The sequence below is a fragment of the Arthrobacter sp. Z4-13 genome (assembly GCF_054792705.1).
Genome location: NZ_CP096459.1, coordinates 562,788 through 578,333 on the forward strand (window position 1 = coordinate 562,788; position 15,546 = coordinate 578,333).

The 15,546-nt window shown below is 63.4% G+C and carries 19 protein-coding genes, 1 tRNA gene and 1 pseudogene; 13 read left to right on the forward strand and 8 right to left on the reverse strand.

The genetic code is table 11. The features are described 5' to 3' along the window. Window positions 1-143 precede the first annotated feature (143 nt). The 3 genes from uidB to M1E07_RS04550 are packed head-to-tail and all read left to right on the forward strand — an operon-like array spanning window position 144 to window position 5,171. Window positions 144-1,574: a glucuronide transporter gene (gene uidB / locus M1E07_RS04540; RefSeq protein ID WP_461189093.1), complete on the forward strand. Its 1,431-nt coding sequence runs from the start codon at window positions 144-146 to the stop codon at window positions 1,572-1,574. Between the two features lie 43 nt (window positions 1,575-1,617). After that, window positions 1,618-2,847: a D-mannonate dehydratase ManD gene (gene manD, locus M1E07_RS04545; protein ID WP_461189094.1), complete on the forward strand. Its 1,230-nt coding sequence runs from the start codon at window positions 1,618-1,620 to the stop codon at window positions 2,845-2,847. A gap of 47 nt (window positions 2,848-2,894) precedes the next feature. Further along, window positions 2,895-5,171 carry a gluconokinase, GntK/IdnK-type gene (locus M1E07_RS04550; protein ID WP_461190326.1) on the forward strand — a complete coding sequence of 759 codons (2,277 nt, stop codon included), beginning with the start codon at window positions 2,895-2,897 and terminating at the stop codon, window positions 5,169-5,171. Window positions 5,172-5,473: 302 nt separating this feature from the next. Here M1E07_RS04550 and M1E07_RS04555 read toward each other — a convergent pair whose 3' ends face one another. The 3 genes from M1E07_RS04555 to M1E07_RS04565 all read right to left on the reverse strand — a co-directional run bounded on the left by M1E07_RS04555 (window position 5,474) and on the right by M1E07_RS04565 (window position 7,534). After that, entirely contained in the window at window positions 5,474-5,944 is a 471-nt protein-coding gene (locus M1E07_RS04555; RefSeq protein ID WP_461189095.1) for a tyrosine-type recombinase/integrase, read from the reverse strand. Window positions 5,945-6,672: 728 nt separating this feature from the next. Further along, on the reverse strand, window positions 6,673-7,056 hold the full coding sequence (locus M1E07_RS04560) for a hypothetical protein (protein ID WP_461189096.1): 384 nt from the start codon (window positions 7,054-7,056) through the stop codon (window positions 6,673-6,675). Between the two features lie 10 nt (window positions 7,057-7,066). Further along, window positions 7,067-7,534, reverse strand: a complete 468-nt coding sequence (locus tag M1E07_RS04565; protein ID WP_461189097.1) for a hypothetical protein — start codon at window positions 7,532-7,534, stop codon at window positions 7,067-7,069. A gap of 249 nt (window positions 7,535-7,783) precedes the next feature. Here M1E07_RS04565 and M1E07_RS04570 point away from each other — a divergent pair, with 249 nt between their 5' ends. Together M1E07_RS04570 and M1E07_RS04575 are read left to right on the forward strand one after the other, a co-directional pair. Continuing rightward, entirely contained in the window at window positions 7,784-8,083 is a 300-nt protein-coding gene (locus M1E07_RS04570) for a DUF4193 domain-containing protein (RefSeq protein ID WP_461189098.1), read from the forward strand. Next, entirely contained in the window at window positions 8,055-8,474 is a 420-nt protein-coding gene (locus M1E07_RS04575) for a hypothetical protein (protein WP_461189099.1), read from the forward strand. The genes M1E07_RS04570 and M1E07_RS04575 overlap by 29 nt, the downstream gene beginning before the upstream one ends. Window positions 8,475-8,529: 55 nt before the next feature. Here M1E07_RS04575 and M1E07_RS04580 read toward each other — a convergent pair whose 3' ends face one another. Then, entirely contained in the window at window positions 8,530-8,880 is a 351-nt protein-coding gene (locus M1E07_RS04580; protein ID WP_461189100.1) for a hypothetical protein, read from the reverse strand. A gap of 145 nt (window positions 8,881-9,025) precedes the next feature. Between M1E07_RS04580 and M1E07_RS04585 the strand changes: the two genes are divergently transcribed. The 6 genes from M1E07_RS04585 to M1E07_RS04610 all read left to right on the forward strand — a co-directional run bounded on the left by M1E07_RS04585 (window position 9,026) and on the right by M1E07_RS04610 (window position 11,511). Beyond that, window positions 9,026-9,163 carry a hypothetical protein gene (locus M1E07_RS04585; RefSeq protein WP_461189101.1) on the forward strand — a complete coding sequence of 46 codons (138 nt, stop codon included), beginning with the start codon at window positions 9,026-9,028 and terminating at the stop codon, window positions 9,161-9,163. Window positions 9,164-9,228: 65 nt separating this feature from the next. Continuing rightward, window positions 9,229-9,546, forward strand: a complete 318-nt coding sequence (locus tag M1E07_RS04590) for a hypothetical protein (RefSeq protein WP_461189102.1) — start codon at window positions 9,229-9,231, stop codon at window positions 9,544-9,546. Beyond that, complete coding sequence (locus M1E07_RS04595) at window positions 9,543-9,995, forward strand: hypothetical protein (protein WP_461189103.1); 453 nt, start codon at window positions 9,543-9,545, stop codon at window positions 9,993-9,995. The genes M1E07_RS04590 and M1E07_RS04595 overlap by 4 nt, the downstream gene beginning before the upstream one ends. Beyond that, window positions 9,992-10,585 carry a hypothetical protein gene (locus M1E07_RS04600; protein ID WP_461189104.1) on the forward strand — a complete coding sequence of 198 codons (594 nt, stop codon included), beginning with the start codon at window positions 9,992-9,994 and terminating at the stop codon, window positions 10,583-10,585. The genes M1E07_RS04595 and M1E07_RS04600 overlap by 4 nt, the downstream gene beginning before the upstream one ends. A gap of 5 nt (window positions 10,586-10,590) precedes the next feature. After that, on the forward strand, window positions 10,591-11,217 hold the full coding sequence (locus tag M1E07_RS04605; RefSeq protein WP_461189105.1) for a hypothetical protein: 627 nt from the start codon (window positions 10,591-10,593) through the stop codon (window positions 11,215-11,217). A gap of 15 nt (window positions 11,218-11,232) precedes the next feature. Beyond that, window positions 11,233-11,511 (forward strand): hypothetical protein, encoded by a 279-nt coding sequence (locus M1E07_RS04610; RefSeq protein ID WP_461189106.1) that lies wholly within the window; start codon window positions 11,233-11,235, stop codon window positions 11,509-11,511. 168 nt (window positions 11,512-11,679) lie between these two features. Here the strand turns inward: M1E07_RS04610 and M1E07_RS04615 are convergent, their stop codons facing one another. The 3 genes from M1E07_RS04615 to M1E07_RS04625 are packed head-to-tail and all read right to left on the reverse strand — an operon-like array spanning window position 11,680 to window position 12,831. Continuing rightward, a complete protein-coding gene (locus tag M1E07_RS04615) occupies window positions 11,680-12,036 on the reverse strand; it encodes a hypothetical protein (protein WP_461189107.1) in 357 nt (118 codons plus the stop codon). A 34-nt stretch (window positions 12,037-12,070) separates the two neighbouring features. Further along, window positions 12,071-12,649 (reverse strand): hypothetical protein, encoded by a 579-nt coding sequence (locus M1E07_RS04620; RefSeq protein ID WP_461189108.1) that lies wholly within the window; start codon window positions 12,647-12,649, stop codon window positions 12,071-12,073. Next, on the reverse strand, window positions 12,646-12,831 hold the full coding sequence (locus M1E07_RS04625) for a hypothetical protein (RefSeq protein WP_461189109.1): 186 nt from the start codon (window positions 12,829-12,831) through the stop codon (window positions 12,646-12,648). The genes M1E07_RS04620 and M1E07_RS04625 overlap by 4 nt, the downstream gene beginning before the upstream one ends. 270 nt (window positions 12,832-13,101) lie before the next feature. Here M1E07_RS04625 and M1E07_RS04630 point away from each other — a divergent pair. Beyond that, a pseudogene (locus tag M1E07_RS04630) lies at window positions 13,102-13,268 on the forward strand (LexA family protein); the annotation flags it as partial. Between the two features lie 184 nt (window positions 13,269-13,452). Here the strand turns inward: M1E07_RS04630 and M1E07_RS04635 are convergent. Next, a tRNA-Ser gene (locus M1E07_RS04635) sits at window positions 13,453-13,542 on the reverse strand. Window positions 13,543-13,791: 249 nt separating this feature from the next. Between M1E07_RS04635 and M1E07_RS04640 the strand changes: the two genes are divergently transcribed. After that, window positions 13,792-15,447 carry an HNH endonuclease signature motif containing protein gene (locus tag M1E07_RS04640; protein ID WP_461189110.1) on the forward strand — a complete coding sequence of 552 codons (1,656 nt, stop codon included), beginning with the start codon at window positions 13,792-13,794 and terminating at the stop codon, window positions 15,445-15,447. Window positions 15,448-15,546 lie beyond the last annotated feature (99 nt).

Genomic DNA, 15,546 nt, shown 5'->3' on the forward strand with positions numbered 1-15,546 from the left:
ACCGCTTGCCAATTGTTTGCCACGTGACTAGGATTACAACATACGCCCCGCAGGTATCCGGCTGGCAGCGCTGCTGCAACCGCCGACTTCCCCCAATCTTTCCGCCAGCCTGAGGGGCGGCACCGGGTAAAGGAGCCCACAATATGAAAAAGCTGAGCAAGCTGAGCATCGCCGGCTATGGTGCCGGCGATGCCGCCAACAACCTGGCCTTCACCACGGCCACCATGTTCCTGCTGGTCTACTACACGGATGTCGCCGGCATTTCCGCCGCCGCCGCGGGAACCCTGCTTCTGGTGGTCCGGGTCTTTGACGCCTTCGCCGACGTTTTCGCCGGACGGGTGGTGGACCGGTCGTTCAGCAAGCGCTTTGGCAAGTTCCGGCCCTTCATCATGTTCGGCTCCATTCCCCTGCTCCTGCTGAGCGTTGCCACGTTCTCCGTGCCGCAGATCGGCGAGTCGGGCACCCTGCTCTACGCCTATGTCACCTACGCGGCCCTGGGCCTGGCCTACAGCCTGGTCAACATCCCGTATGGTTCACTGGCCGGCGCCATGACGCAGGACCCGGGGGAGCGCGCCAAACTCGGGTCAGCCCGGATGATCGGTGCCGCGCTGGTGGGTTCGTCGCTGGGAATTTTCGTGGCCCCGCTGGTCAAGCCCGGCGCGGACCTGCAGGGAATGTTCACCGGCATCACCATCGCGTTTGTGGTTATCGGTGCCGCCCTGTACTTCTTCACTGTTTTGACGGCCAAGGAACGCGTCTACCGCGCAGTGCCCAACGTGACGCTCAAGCAGAGCATGGACACGCTGAAAAGCAACAAGCCGCTGCTGATGCTCTGCCTGAGTTCTTTCCTGTTCCTGTCCGGCTACCTGGCACTGACCTCCGTCCAGCTGTACTACCTGCGTGACGTGCTGGGCCGGCTTGACCTCTACCCGGTCCTGTCCATCCTGCAACTGGTCCTGACGTTCGTCCTGGCAGCCATCATGCCCAGGCTGGTGCGCGCCGTCGGGAAGAAAAACGTCTACGTCTACGCTTCGGCGATCTCCGTGGTCGGTGGCGTCATCATCTTCCTGACCCCCGGCAGCCAGACGTGGATCGGATTCAGCGGCCTGGTCATCAGTTTGGTGGGTGTTATGGCCGTCAGCATCGTGGTCTGGGCCCTGGAAGCCGACACCGTGGAGTACGGCGAGTGGAAAACCGGTGTCCGCACCGAAGGCATCACCTACGCCCTGTTTTCCTTCACCCGCAAGACCGGACAGGCTGTGGGCGGGGCGCTGGCCGCTTACGCCTTGGCCCTCGGCGGCTACAAGTCAGGCGCCGCCCAGACTGCGGAGGCAGTCCAGGGAATCCAAATGGCGGCCGGTGCCATCCCCGCCGTCCTGACCATCCTGGCATTGCTGGTGATGTCCAAGTACAAGCTGACCGACGCCCTGCACGCCGAAATCCTTGCTGACATCCGTGCCCGCAGGGCAGGTGAAACCGCCACTGGCCAAACCGCTCCGGGCGGCGAAACGTTTCCCGACGGCGTGACGTCACCTGACGCCGCCGCCGCACCGTCCGGTGCCTCCTCCAAATAAGCCCCACAACCCCCAGCCAGCCCAGCCCCTGAAAGGACCAGCTGTGAAAATCATTGCCGCGGAAGTCTTCGTGACGAGCCCGTCCCGTAACTTTGTGACCCTCCGGATCACCACCGAGGATGGTGTGACCGGTATTGGCGACGCCACCCTGAACGGCCGTGAACTCGCCGTCGCCGCGTACCTGAAGGAACACGTTGCGCAGCTGCTGATCGGCAAGGACCCGCACCGGATCGAGGACACCTGGCAGTTCCTGTACCGCTCCTCGTACTGGCGCCGCGGCCCGGTCACCATGGCCGCGATCGCCGCAGTGGACATGGCGTTGTGGGACATCAAGGGCAAAATGGCGGGCATGCCGGTGTACCAGCTGTTGGGCGGGGCGTCCCGGAACGGGCTGCGTGCCTACGGCCACGCCTCCGGTGCTGATCTCCCGTCGCTGTTTGACTCGGTGCGTGAGCACCTGGAACTGGGGTACAAGTCCATCCGGATCCAGACCGCCGTCCCCGGCATCAAGGCCGTCTACGGGGTGGCCGCACAGGCGCAGGCCTCCGGTGAGCGCTACGACTACGAGCCCGCCGGCCGCGGCGCTTTCCCGCAGGAAGAGGACTGGGACACCCGCGCGTACCTGCGGCACCTGCCCAGCGTGTTCGAAGCGGTCCGGAACGAGTTCGGCCCGGAAATCCCGCTGCTCCACGACGGCCACCACCGGATGACACCCATCCAGGCCGCGAAGCTTGGCAAGGCGCTGGAACCGTACGACCTGTTCTGGCTCGAGGACTGCACCCCGGCCGAGAACCAGGAAGCCCTGCGCCTGGTCCGCCAGCACACCACCACCCCGCTGGCCATCGGCGAGATCTTCAATACCGTGTACGACTACCAGACCATCATCAAGGAACAGCTGATCGACTACGTCCGGGCCGCCTCCACGCACTTCGGCGGGATCTCGCCGCTGAAGAAGGTGATGGATTTTGCCGCGCAGTACCAGATCAAGTCCGGCTTCCACGGCCCCACCGACATCTCCCCGGTGGGCTTCGCCGCGCAGCTGCACGTGGGCCTGGCCATCCACAACTACGGCATCCAGGAATACATGCAGCACTCGGACAAGACCAACGAGGTGTTCAAGCAGTCCATGACGTTCGTGGACGGCTACCTGCACCCGGGCAACGAGCCGGGCATCGGCGTCGAGTTCAACGAGGAAGCCGCAGCGGCGTTCCCGTACCAGCAGGCCTACCTGCCCTACAACCGCCTGGTCGACGGCACGGTGCATGACTGGTGAGCACTCCCATACCCAACACCGGCCAATCCAAGCTCCGCGTCATCGTGATGGGCGTGTCCGGCTGCGGCAAGACCACCATCGGCGATCTCGTTGCCCGTGAGCTCGGCGTACCGTTCCTCGACGGCGATTCCCTCCACCCGGTGGAGAACGTCGCCAAAATGGCCGCCGGCATGCCCTTGACGGACGAGGACCGCTGGCCGTGGCTCGCCACCGTAGGCACCGCGCTTCGCGACGCCGGCGACGGCGGCATGGTCCTGGCGTGCTCCGCGCTCCGGCGCAGCTACCGGGACGCCATCCGCAAACAGGCCCCGGACACGATCTTCCTGCACCTGCACGGCAGCGAGGAAGTCCTCAGCCAGCGCCTTGAAGGGCGCTCGGGGCACTTTATGCCGCCGGCGCTGCTGGTATCCCAGCTTGCCACGCTGGAACCACTGGAGCCGGATGAAGCCGGGGTTGTGGTGGACATCGCCGCCCCTGTTCAGCAGGTGGTGGGGGAGGCGCTCGCCGGGATTGCCGCCGTCGGACCTTCCGCCAGCGGCCCTGCCGTCTCTGGTGATGGTGCCCTGGGCACCCCACCCGGGCAGTTCGACGTCGACCTTCAGGCCGCGCCGTTCAATCTCGACGATGACGCCGTCGTCTGGGTGGAATCCACCCTGGCCGGCATGAGCCTTGAGGAGAAGATCGGCCAGCTGTTCATCAACCACAACAACGACTACTCCCCGGAGTACCTCGATGGTGTGCTGGAGAACTTCCACGTGGGCGGCATGCGCTACCGGCCTGGCCCGTCCGCCGCAGTGCAGGAGCACATCCGCTACGCCCAGTCCAAGACCCGCATTCCGCTGCTGGTGGCGTCCAACCCGGAAATGGGCGGAGCCGGAAGCTGTGATGACGGGACGTTTGTGTCCACGCACCTGCAGGCCGGCTCGCATCCGGACAAGGCCATCGCCAGGCAGATGGGGCAGGTGGCCGGGGTGGAAACCGCGGCGCTGGGCTGCAACTGGGCCTTCGCCCCGATCGTGGACATCCACTACAACTGGCGGAACACCGTCATCTCCACCCGGGCCTTCGGCAACACTCCAGAGATCGTGGTGGAGCGGGCCAAGGAGTACTTCGACGGCATCAGCGAATCACCCACTGTCTGCGCCATGAAGCACTTCCCCGGCGACGGCGTGGATGAGCGGGACCAGCACGTTGTCACGTCCTACAACACCTTCGGCTATGAGCAGTGGAACCGGACGTACGGGCACGTGTACCGGGAAATGATCGGCCACGGCGTGCAGTCCATCATGGTGGGGCACATCGGTGCGCCGGAACTGTCCCGGCACTTCCGGCCCGGCCTGGCCGATGCGGATATCCGTCCCGCGACGCTGGCACCGGAGCTGCTGCAGGACCTGCTCCGCGGCGAACTCGGCTTCAACGGGCTGGTGCTGACCGACGCCTCCCTGATGGTGGGCCTCACGCAGGCCATGAAGCGCAAGGACCTGGTGCCGGCCACCATCGCGGCAGGCTGCGACATGTTCCTGTTCTTCCGGAACCCGGCGGAGGACTTCGGCTACATGCTGGACGGCTACAAGTCCGGCGTCATCACCGAACAGCGGCTGCACGATGCACTGCGCAGGATCCTTGGGCTGAAGGCTTCCCTGGGACTGCACCGCAAGTCCGCGGACCAGCTGGTTCCACCTGCTGAGGCGCTTGCCGTGATCGGCAGCGAAGCGCACCGGGCCATAGCGGCGCAGATCGCGGACAAGACCGTCACCCTGGTCAAGGACACCGCCAACAACCTGCCCATCACGCCGGAGACGCATCCTCGGATCCGTTTGTATGGGATTTCCGGCGGGGCTGATTTCACCCGCGCTGACCCGTTGGCCTACCTGGACACGGTTAAGGAAGAGCTCGAAGCGGCCGGCTTCGAGGTACACATCTTCAGGACGACCGAGCAGCGCGAAGCCGCGGGCGAGACCGGCATGAACTTCATGCGGGTCCTGTCCGAGGAAGCCACCGGCGATTACGCGGAAAGGTACGACGCCGCGTTCGTGTTCGCCAACGTCAAGGGCTTCGCCCAGGAAGCGGCCATCCGCATCAAATGGTCCTCACCGATGGCCGCAGAAATCCCGTGGTATGCCACCGAGGTGCCTACGGTGTTTGTCTCGCTCAACCAGCCCAACCATCTGATTGATGTGCCCATGGTCAAGACGGCGATCCACGCGCACGCCGGGTCCCGGGAAGCCATCCGGGCCACCATCGCCAAGATCCAGGGCAAGTCGGAGTTCCAGGGCACGTTCAACGACAATGTGTTCTGCGATTCCTTCGATACCCGGCTCTAGGAGCTGTTGTCCAAGCAAGGGCAGTAGCTGTCTCCCGATACACCGAAGCGGGTTGCGGAGGGGGAGCGGCCGTGTAAACGGTGGCTCGGGTTGCCGAAGCTCAACCAAGGAAATGAGAAAAGCCCCGGTTCCCTTTTCAGGAAACCGGGGCTTTTCAGTGGCGGTGACGGTGGGATTTGAACCCATATGGACACCCCCGGCAATAAGCGGTGAGGCCCGATAATCCCTGCAAAGCCGCGGGTTTTGCCCACATTTGCTCACGCGCCCAAACACCCTCTCGCAGATATTCCGTTACCGCTGCTTTACTGCTTGGTGTGTTTGGCGCGGGCTTGACGAAGGGCTGCAGCGACGGCATCAAGGCCGTCCTCGAAGAGGTCGGCACACCGCTCCAGCGTCATCGCTGCGGAATCATGGCCAAGCATATGCTGCAACGTTTTGACGTTCGCGCCGGCACTGTTTGCCAGTGACGCGGCGGTGTGCCGCAGGTCGTGCGGGGTGACACGCGGGAATTCAGGGTCTTTCGCCTGAGCCCGTTTCACGGCGTACGTAAACCAGCCACTGACGGCATTACCCGGGCGGAGGTGGTCTATGCCGTCTCCCCACAGGAGCGCGTCCCGCTTCTTGCCCTTGCAGGCGGCCTCGACGGCCTCGTCAAGAAACTCCGGGTAAACCACGGCCCGACGTTCATGTGTCTTTGGTGTGCCGACAACGATATGGCCGTTGACACTCACGGCGTTCTCGGCGATCTCGACCCATCGGCGGGTGCGATCCACGTGCGCAAGCCGAATGCCGGTTTGCTTCGCCCCAGCGGAGCCCGGTGTAGGTGAGGAATTCTACGAAGTCGGGGTACTTGGATTCGGCAGCGAGCAGTTTCACCTGCTTATGCGTGAGGTACGCACGCCGGGCGCTGGTCTTCCGGGGCAGCTTCACCTTCTCTCCGCGGGCCGGGTTCTTGTTCAGCCGGTTGTCCTGCACGGCATCGTCCAGGATCGAAGCAAGCACGCCGTAAGCTCGGGCCACGGTCGTTGGACTGCGCTTGGCGCTAAGTGCGCTGACCCAGGCTTTTACTTCACTCTGGAGGATTGAGCCGATTTGGCGTGCACCCCATTTGGGTTGGACGTGGATCCGCCATGCGCTCTTCTCGGTCACATACGCAGAGGGTCCTCGGGGCACTCCACGCCGCCACAGCTGATAACAGAACGGCTCAGGGCCAGAGAGCACCAGCAAATCCTGGAAACGGAAAGTCTCGAGATCGGAGGGCAGACCCCAAGAGCCATGGCGCTGCCCTGCCCGTACGGCAACAGTGCGCCCGGAGCAGTTTGCCGTAGCCGGGCAGGAAAAGACACAACCATGAACAAGGGGCGAAGAACGGGTGAATCGTGAAGAACCCTAAGAAGCATCAGCGCTTTGGGTATGGATCACCCTTCCATTGTTTTCGGCGGCCAAGACCTGGAGTAATTTAGTGAACGACCTTTACCTAATGGTATTGACGCAGAGTCCGTCATCTCTGCTGCCTTCCAATCTGTGCGGTCACAGCCTTCTGCGCCTGAAGCCATCGCTGGCGGCGTCCGGCCATAACAAAGGCCCACCAGACCATGACGAAGGCTGCGAGCGCGAGGATGCTGCTCCAGATACCCGTCCACAGTTCGCCCGGAAGGGTGAAGCAGTAAAAGCCCATCGTGAGCATGCCGCTGCCAAGTAGAGCAAGGAAGCAGGCCGCCACCCTGATTGTGGTCGGGTCCTGGAGAGGCGTGATGGCGCCCATCGAATACCCCTCGGGGACTCCGCCGGGACCGTACTGTTCCTCGTACTGGCGCACGTTGACGGGGCTCGGGTCATATATCGTGCCGTCCGGCCTGCGGAACTGCTTGTCCTCATTGAACACGAGTCGAATCCTATCGGGACGTGCCGGGCCGGTCGGGACGTTCCTGGCCCAGTTCCAGAAGGTTGACGTCAACGCGGCCGGAAGTGCCCGGCTTCGGGGAGCCCCGCCGCTTGCGCAGCTGGGCGGCCCGGTACTCGTCACGGGACAATCCAAAGGTATACAGGGTGCCGAAAGCTCCCAGAACGATAGGAAACAGCGCACCCCATTCTCCCCGGCCCTGCATCAGGGTCACGGTCAACATGACCAATGACCCGAGAAACAGCAGTCCCAGGACTGCGCAGATGATGGCCATGCCCCACCAGGTGCTGACCTGAGCCTGGCCACGGCCGGGCGTGAAGCCAATCTCGTCCCCGGGGTAGCTGTGCAGCTCACCGGTGCTGGTGGTGCGCAGGACGCGCTTCTCGCCGGCGGCCACAGCCTTCTTGTGCTCGGCGTGCACGGCGTCATTGCGCCTCATACGCTCCCGGTCATAGACCATTGCTGCTTCTCCTGCTGGTGTTTCCTGTGGTCCAAGTTCAGAGACCTCTTCTGGTCATAATATGTACGGCATCCGCCAAGATGGTCCTGAGCAGCCGTGATGATTTGCAGGCGGCTTGCCGTACACATAGCCCTCACCCTAACGAAGAACACCGGCCTGCGGAGGCATGAGCTGCTTGGGGAATTCCCGCTGCCTCCTGTACGTTGCAGGACCGGTAACACGAAACCAACAGAAAAGAGATGCACCTCCGTGGCAACCGATTACGACGAACTGCGCACCGACGTCAAGGAGTCCCAGGAGAATTCCCTGGAGGCCCTGAAGTCCGCCAAAGCACCGGACGCTAAGTCTGTGGTTCAGGAGCTCGACGAGGCTGATGCCCTGGATGGGCTGACTCCCGGCGGCGAGTTCATCGCCGAAGAGCTCGTTGTGCAGGTCATTCCCCAGGCTGACGATGAGTTCACCTGCTACTCGTGCTTCCTGGTCCGGCACCGTTCGCAGAAGGCCCGCGAGAAAGACGGTCATGCCTACTGCGTCGAATGTGAGGGCTGAACCCCACTACTGGCCGGCCGTCCCGGAGCACATCTGGGACAGCATCCGCGAAGAATTCACGCTGCCTCCTGCCTCTGAACTGGAGGCGCACTTCCAGGCGATAGGCGAGCCCGAGGCCATGCGCCGGGCAGTCCGGGTGTTCATCGGTGATGGAACCTTCTGCCCCGGCTTCCAGCTCAAAGACGGGCTTTTCCACGAACCGGTGCTACGGCTCTTTGCGCATGCGATGGCGTTGAAGATCCCTCACAACGTGTTCGCCGCCTGGATGGTCAGCCCGCTGGCTGCCGCCGGCGGTTCCCGTCCCGTGGACATGCCGGACAGCCTGACGCTGCTTCAAAATTCCATGGCCGCCTTTGGTGACAGGTACCGGCCCGTTGAAAAGCGCCGCTAGGGGCGTACCGGAGTGGAGAGTCTGTCTCGGCTCGTTGAACCCAATGGGTTGGGGACTAGGAACTTCTTTCCGCGATCTCACGCAGGTACTTGTCCTTGCCCTTGACCACTTCGATCACATCGCCTTCGGAGACTTTTCTACAGGTGCCACTCGTCATCCGGAGATTGTCCAAAAAGACACCGTCTTCAGTCCGAAGGTCAAGATAGCACCTCTGTCCGCCGTTGACATGCTCGACAGTAGCGATACCAGTGAAGTCCTCTTTCACCTCTTTCGACGGGTAATTAACGATCGCAATGACCAGTAGAACACCCAGTAAAAGAAACGACTCGACCAAGATGAAAGCAGGGTGCATCAGGAAGCGACGCTTGGACTTCGCAGCCTCTGGCTTCGTTCCGTTCTGACTCATCCTCTTGCCCCTTCTTGATACTTCACTTCGGGGACGTGTGGAAGGTGCACACCGGCGAACTGCTCACCTTTGAAGGCCGCGTTCCTCATCTGTTTGACCATTCTTGGATAGTAGCCGGGCGAGATGTCGGAGATAGGCTGACACCATGACGTTGGGGGACGCGGCGGAGCCGCTTGGGCACATTCAGGACTTCCGGGTGGACTTCCGGTACGGATCCATCGAATACGGCAAGAAGCTATCCATCGCCGGAACCTTCCGCCGCAAAGAACTCGCCGCCAAGTGATGGGGCACGGCAACCACAAAACAGCAGGGCCGCGCGCCGGACAGCTCCGTGATTTTTGGCTGCGCATGCTTATCCCCTCAGCGCTCCTGGCCCTGCTGCTGATCTGGCTCGCGGCAAACGTACCGGCCCCAGCCTTCATGCCGGCCATTCTGGTCACAGCAGTCGGCCTTCTCAGTGGTGGCGCCGTTGGCCTTCTAGCGGGCATTCGTGGACCGCGCTGGGTGATCTACGCCCTCATCTTCGCCGGAGTGGCTGCCTTGCTCCTAGCACCTGCCCCCTGGTCAGGCCTCGCCTTGGTGTGCGTCCCCGTAGCCGGGCTCGGGTACAGCATGGGGAAAGAAATCGCCTTCTTCCGCGTCAGCCGAGCAAGTGGCTCGCCGTGACAGGACAGCACCGGGTCGTCCTCGACGCTTCCTCGTTCATCAAGGGCTGGCTGATCGCCACCACGCTCTGGGTGGGCGTCATGCTTATCGTTGCCCCTTTCGTGTTTGGTGTGCCGACGGTGCTGGGCGAGACGGATGTCGCGCAGCTCGTGGGCGCCGGATTCTCCCTGGCCTTCTACGGCTTCGGGCTTGCACTGGTCTTCGCGGCGCCCCTGGGGTGGGTGCTTGCCCACCTGCTGCGGCCAGTACGACAGCAGTGGATGCACGTCACGGCGTTCTTCGCCGTGCCGACACTGGCCTTCTGGGCTGTGACCGGCCTGGTCGGCTTCGGCTGGCACCCCGGGTGGCTGGGACTATGGGCGGCAACCGTAGGTGCGTCCGCGGCGGTTGGCCGATGGTCCATCCGCAAAGACGCGATCATATCCGAGTCGGAAGTCCTGCATCCATGAAGCACCAAGAGATCTGGGGGACCGCCCTCATCGTCGCAGCGGCCCTCGGCGCATGGGCAGATCACGCCATCTATGAGGCGTATCGGGCCGCTGCGAGGGACGACCTGCTGCTCTACATAGGCATGCCTGCGGACTCGATCGCCTCTTGGTTCCGGATTATGGCCCTCCTGTCCGGCGCCGTCGGGCTGTTGCTCCTGCTTCCGGCGCTGATCGGCCGCATTCCCAAGAAGATTCCACGGCGGATCGTTGGCTGGACCACGGGGGTAGCCGTCACGGCCGCCGTGCCGTACTTCGGCCTCATGTTTGTCTTCGCCGCCCTTGGCGCGTTCGGGATCGGTGACACCGTAAAGATCGTGGCCGCGGATGGAACCTCGGTGCTCGTGTCCCAGGATGGGTTCGGCGGCGATAGCGTCATCATCTACACGCAGCACGACGAGTACCACTACAAGCGGGTCCGCGAGGCCCCCGAAATCTCCGGCTGGCCCCGGGTGAAAGACCAGGACTGCCAGTTGGACGCTGCCGGCCAGGAGATGCAGCTGAGGTGCGGGACTGCGGCTCCAATCGAGGTCAAGGAAGTAATCGAAAAGTGAAGTTCATGTCTGAAGCAATACATCCAACACACCCCCTCGACTACTGGCTCTCCCCGGAGCTGGCCAAGGTCACCCCGCCGGAGGCCTCGTCACGGCTCCGCCGACTGGCCGATGCCCAGGGCACGTTGGCGGCCGGCTGGAGCAGTGCCATCAGCGGCGGGCCTGTTCTGGCCCTGGCCGGTGGGTTCGGCTCGGCCCTCTCCGGCAATCCTGCCTGGGTGATCGTCCTCGGACTGTTCGGCGCCACCCTGGCGGTCGTCGGTGTGCTCTTCTGGAAGCGGGTCCGCACCACGCTGCCGAACACGGACAAGCTACTCATCACCCGGGGCCCCGGCGGTGCCGGCGGCGGCATTAGCACGGTGGCTGTGATGGCCGGCCTCGTCGGTGCTGCCATGGCCTCGGTCCTTCCGGGGGCTGCCGAGCGTGGTACCGGCGTTGCGTTGTTCGGCGCGTACCTGCTCATCGTGGCCGTCCTGTGCGCCTGCATCCTGGTTCCCTCAGTGGTGCTGGGGCGGGCCCGGCAGTCCTTCCGCCGGCGGCTGCAATCTGATGCCAACCTCCGGAAAGCCGTGGAGGATGACATGGCCTCCTGGCGGGACCCGTACGGCACCGCCGGCTACGGGCCACTCTGAAGGTCAGGGGACGAGGTGAAGGCAAAGTCTACAGCAGGGCACCGTAAGGGCGGAACCATCGCCTGGGTCCTGCTCGTCCTCGCCTCGCTGGTCCTGATCAGTTACGGAATATGGCACGCCGGCTGGCACATCTGGCTGCCACGTTCGACGGAGCAGGAAAAGGTCTGGATCGACAATCGCTACATCCTCGCCGGGTGCGCGCTGTCCATCGCGGCTGCCGTCTGGTCCGGCGCACGGGACAACCGCGTCTGGGTTACAGTCTGCGTCGGGCTGCCAGGGATTCTGGTGGGCTAGGCGATGATGGATGATCCGTACGACCTGAAGCGTCACCTGGCCGCTGTGGTGTCGTTCCCGCTGGCCCTGGCCGGGGCCGCCGAGGTCATCAGGGTGCGCGGCCGCCGGCAAAGGAACTAATCAGGACCAGCCGTAATCAACGAAAAGTCCAACAGCTTGTTGGACGTGCTATTCCACAGGCCGCGACAGATTCCGGGCAGAGCGGAGCTTCTCAGCCTTGCGTTCCTTGAAGTAGCCGGTCCAGCCGGCAAACAAGGGGTACAAGATGATCAGAAACATCCACCAGGTCCTGCCCAGAATGTCCCATTGATCCGTTATGACAATCTGGATCAGGCCGTAGATCATCAAGCCGAAAAACAGGCTGATCAGGATTGAAAGAAACAGCAGCCCGGCCGAACTGTTGTAGGGCTTGACCATGCCCCCGCCATCATCCTTGCGCACTCCATATTCGGCAGGGGTGTAACCCACCATCTCGCCGTTTTCCGCGCGGCGGTAGATCAGCTGTTCCTCTGGTTGTGATGGCACGTAGCCAGGGTCCTGGGGAACGCCTTCGCTTCGCCTACCCATCGCTGGCCTCGATGGCAGCGGGCAGTCCGACGTCGGCTCGACCCAGTACTGATTTGCGCGGCCAGATGCTGTAGCTGATCGCCCAGACGAGTTCGATGACCACGGTGGCGCCGAGGATGCCGTACCAACCAGTGAGCGCTCCGGTACGGGTTGGGTCCGCTACCCACCCGGTGATGGCAGCGAGGATTCCTGCGGCGATGATGGCGGCCGCCGACGTCCGGAGAACATCAGACCAGCATTGCTTCGTGTACTGAGCTCCGGCTGGCTTATCTGGCAGCGATCCGCCTGCGAAGCGGTGCGCGAAACGCGTGTCTGCCCACGCGATCATCCGGTGGCCATAGGTTACCGAAAAGCCAATGTAGAGTGCTGCCAGCCCGTGGTGCCAGGAGGCCGTTGCCCCCGAAGCCAGATGCACCGTGACTGCAATCAGCAGCACAACATCAATCAACGGTGCGCACACCAGCAGAGCCGCACCAACACGTCGGGAACACATCAGGTACCGGGCAGCCAGTCCGCTCAGGACAGCGACCCAGAAGCCGATCTCACAGGCAATAATTACGCCAAGAATCATGAGCTGGCCCGCAGGGTTAGAACAGCCCGGGCCGCGAACACAGCGCCGGCGAGGAAAAGAATGACGGCTGAGACAACGGAGTACCAGACCCCGTTGGCGGTCACTGCGATGTAAATGCCGATGAGAGAGAAAACAACTGCCCCCAGCGACCAAATGAGCGTTGCTCTTCTGGTGTTGTTCATGACTTCAGCTTAGGTGCTGGATCAGCGCAGCCCGGGGCTCGCCGCCCGCCTCGACCTGCGGGATGGCTCGTGGCCAATAGCCACCGGCGCGCTTCCCGCTGCCCGGCCGTATACTCGTTAATCAAAAAAATATATTCACATATGGACAAGCCGTGGAGAACATAGGTTCGATTATCCCCAGGAGGTAGCAGGCCGATGAGTGCTGTTGTTGTCGCTGCTCTCGATGTGCGGACCTCGGACCTGCCCGGGCCCCTGTAGTGTCCTGTTGCTGTGCCGGCCGGCTTCCCGTCGCCCGCCCAGGACTACTTCACGGCCGCATCGATTTGAACATACACCTCATTAACGACATCACCAGCACGTTCCTGGTCAGGGTGTCCGGGCACTCCATGGATGGAGCCGGCATCTCCGACGGTGACGAGTTGATTGTGGACAGGTCGAACTAGACCCTGATATCTCGATGACTGTTCGAGCAAGTCCATTGCAAGCTACGCTTTGCTCCTCGCTGATGCTGGCGGAGAGCACCGGGAAATTCTGTTACCGCTGCGTTACCGCTGGCCTGTTCCAGACAAAGCAAAAGGTCCCGATTCCCTTCGTTTGCAAGGGAACCGGGACCTTCTCATCTGGCGGTGACGGTGGGATTTGAACCCACGTTGGCTTTTACACCAAACAACATTTCGAGTGTTGCACCTTCGGCCGCTCGGACACGTCACCAACCTCAATAGGGTACCGGAGCGAGGCGCCCATCCCCAAAACGGGGAGAGGGGCCCTCCGCCCATCTTCAATTTTCCTCTTTTTCTTTCTGCCGCAATTGATAGTGGGGAAGCATGGCTGGAGCGCCCCTGAACCATGCACATTTTGATCCGCCTCGTTTCGAGGAGGTGCGTAAAGAAGTTCGACGAATTTTTTGGCGGGCACCCGCTTGGGGGCCAGAATGTCAGACCCTCCCAAGAGGATGGGTGTATGGAAACGAACCCGGCAGTGGTGGAGGCGGAGGAAGCGGTTGTGGCTGCTGTCGCTGCGTTCATGGCTGCGTTGGCCTGCGGGGAACCTGCCGTTTCCGGTGCTGTTTCCGGTGCTGCTGGTGGGCTGGATGATGATCCGTTGCAGCGGGTTGCTGATGCGGCGCTGGATGTCCTGGCCGGGGTGGCGCGGTCGGAAGCAAAGTTGGCGGCGGTGAAGGCACAGGCCGTGGCGGTCCTGGCTGAATCCACGATGGCGCTGAATCCTCCGGCCGGGTCGCCGCAGGAGGCCGGAGCGCAGGACCGGAGCCTGGTGGCCGAGGTCGGGTGTGCCCTGGCGATCGGTGACCGGGCCGCCGGTGCCCTGCTCGCCGAGGCTCACGCCCTGACCAGTTCCCTGCCCCGGACGCTCGCGGCCCTGCGGTCAGGGACGATCTCGTGGGCGCACGCCCGGACCATGATCGAGCAGACCGCGTGTCTTGATCCCGCCGGTGCGGCGGCGCTGGAGGCGCACTTCCTGGACCCGGCGGCGCCGGGCCCCGCCCGCGGCTGCCCGGTCGGGGAAATGCCGGCCTACCGGTTCAAAGCCAAGGCCCGGGGCTGGCGGGAACGCCATCACCCGGAGAGCCTGGAGAAACGCCACGCGAAAAGTGTCGCGGACCGTCGGGTGGAGTACTGGCCGGACAGTGACGGGATGGCGTGGGTCGCCGCCCACCTGCCAGCGGACCGGGCGTCGGCGATCCGGAACCGGCTCACCGCTCTTGCCAGGGGCATGCAGGGCCCGGACGAGCCCCGCACCCTGACCCAACTGGTAGCCGATAGTTTCTCTTCAGGGCTTCTCGGCAGCGATAACACTGCCAGCAGCGGCGACGGTGCAGGCGAGGGTGCAGGAACGGATCCGGGCCCATCTTCGTCGATCCGGGCGCAGGTGTTGGTCACCGTGCCGGTGTTCTCCCTGATGGGCCTGACCGACGAACCCGCGGTACTGGACGGGCACGGCCCGATCCCGGCTCCCATGGCGCGCAAGCTCGTGGCAAACGGTGCCGGGTCGTTTTACCGGGTCCTGGTGGACCCGCGGGACGGGGCACCGCTGGAAATCGGCCGCTCCAGCTACCGGGTCAGCAAGGCGATGCGGAACTGGCTCAGGTTGCGGGACGGCAAATGCCCCTTCCCCGGCTGCAACAACACCTCCCTCGACAACGAAGCGGACCACCTCCTCGCCTGGCACAAAGGCGGCACCACCGGAGTATCAAATCTCGGCCAACCCTGCCGCAAGCACCACAAGCTGCGGCACACCAGCGGCTGGACACCCACCCCGGCCACCATGAACGAACCACCCGGCTGGATCTCACCCACCGGCCGGCACTACAAAAGCGAACACCAGGACTGGGAACCACCCCACTGGCCGGAAACTTCCGCGGCAGCGAACCTCGGCGTGCCGGACGACCTGTCGCAGATCTGGCATCCGCCCGGCGACTTGCCGCAGGCCTGGCCTCCGCCCCACGACCTGCCTGTCGAGGTCGCGTTTTGGCACGAAGAGTTGCCGGAAGACACCTTTGATGACTGGTTGCTGCCCGGCTATACGTTGCCCAAGGACCCGCTACCGGAAGAAATCTGGTGGAAGATAGCCTGCGACGCCAGCGCCGGCATGAGGTGACGCAACCGGCCTTACTGACAGCGACACCCCCGGGGCGGGGTTTGCCGATAGTCATGGCGCCCCCTCCTATCTGATCGAGCCCTGAGGAGCGAGCCCCTA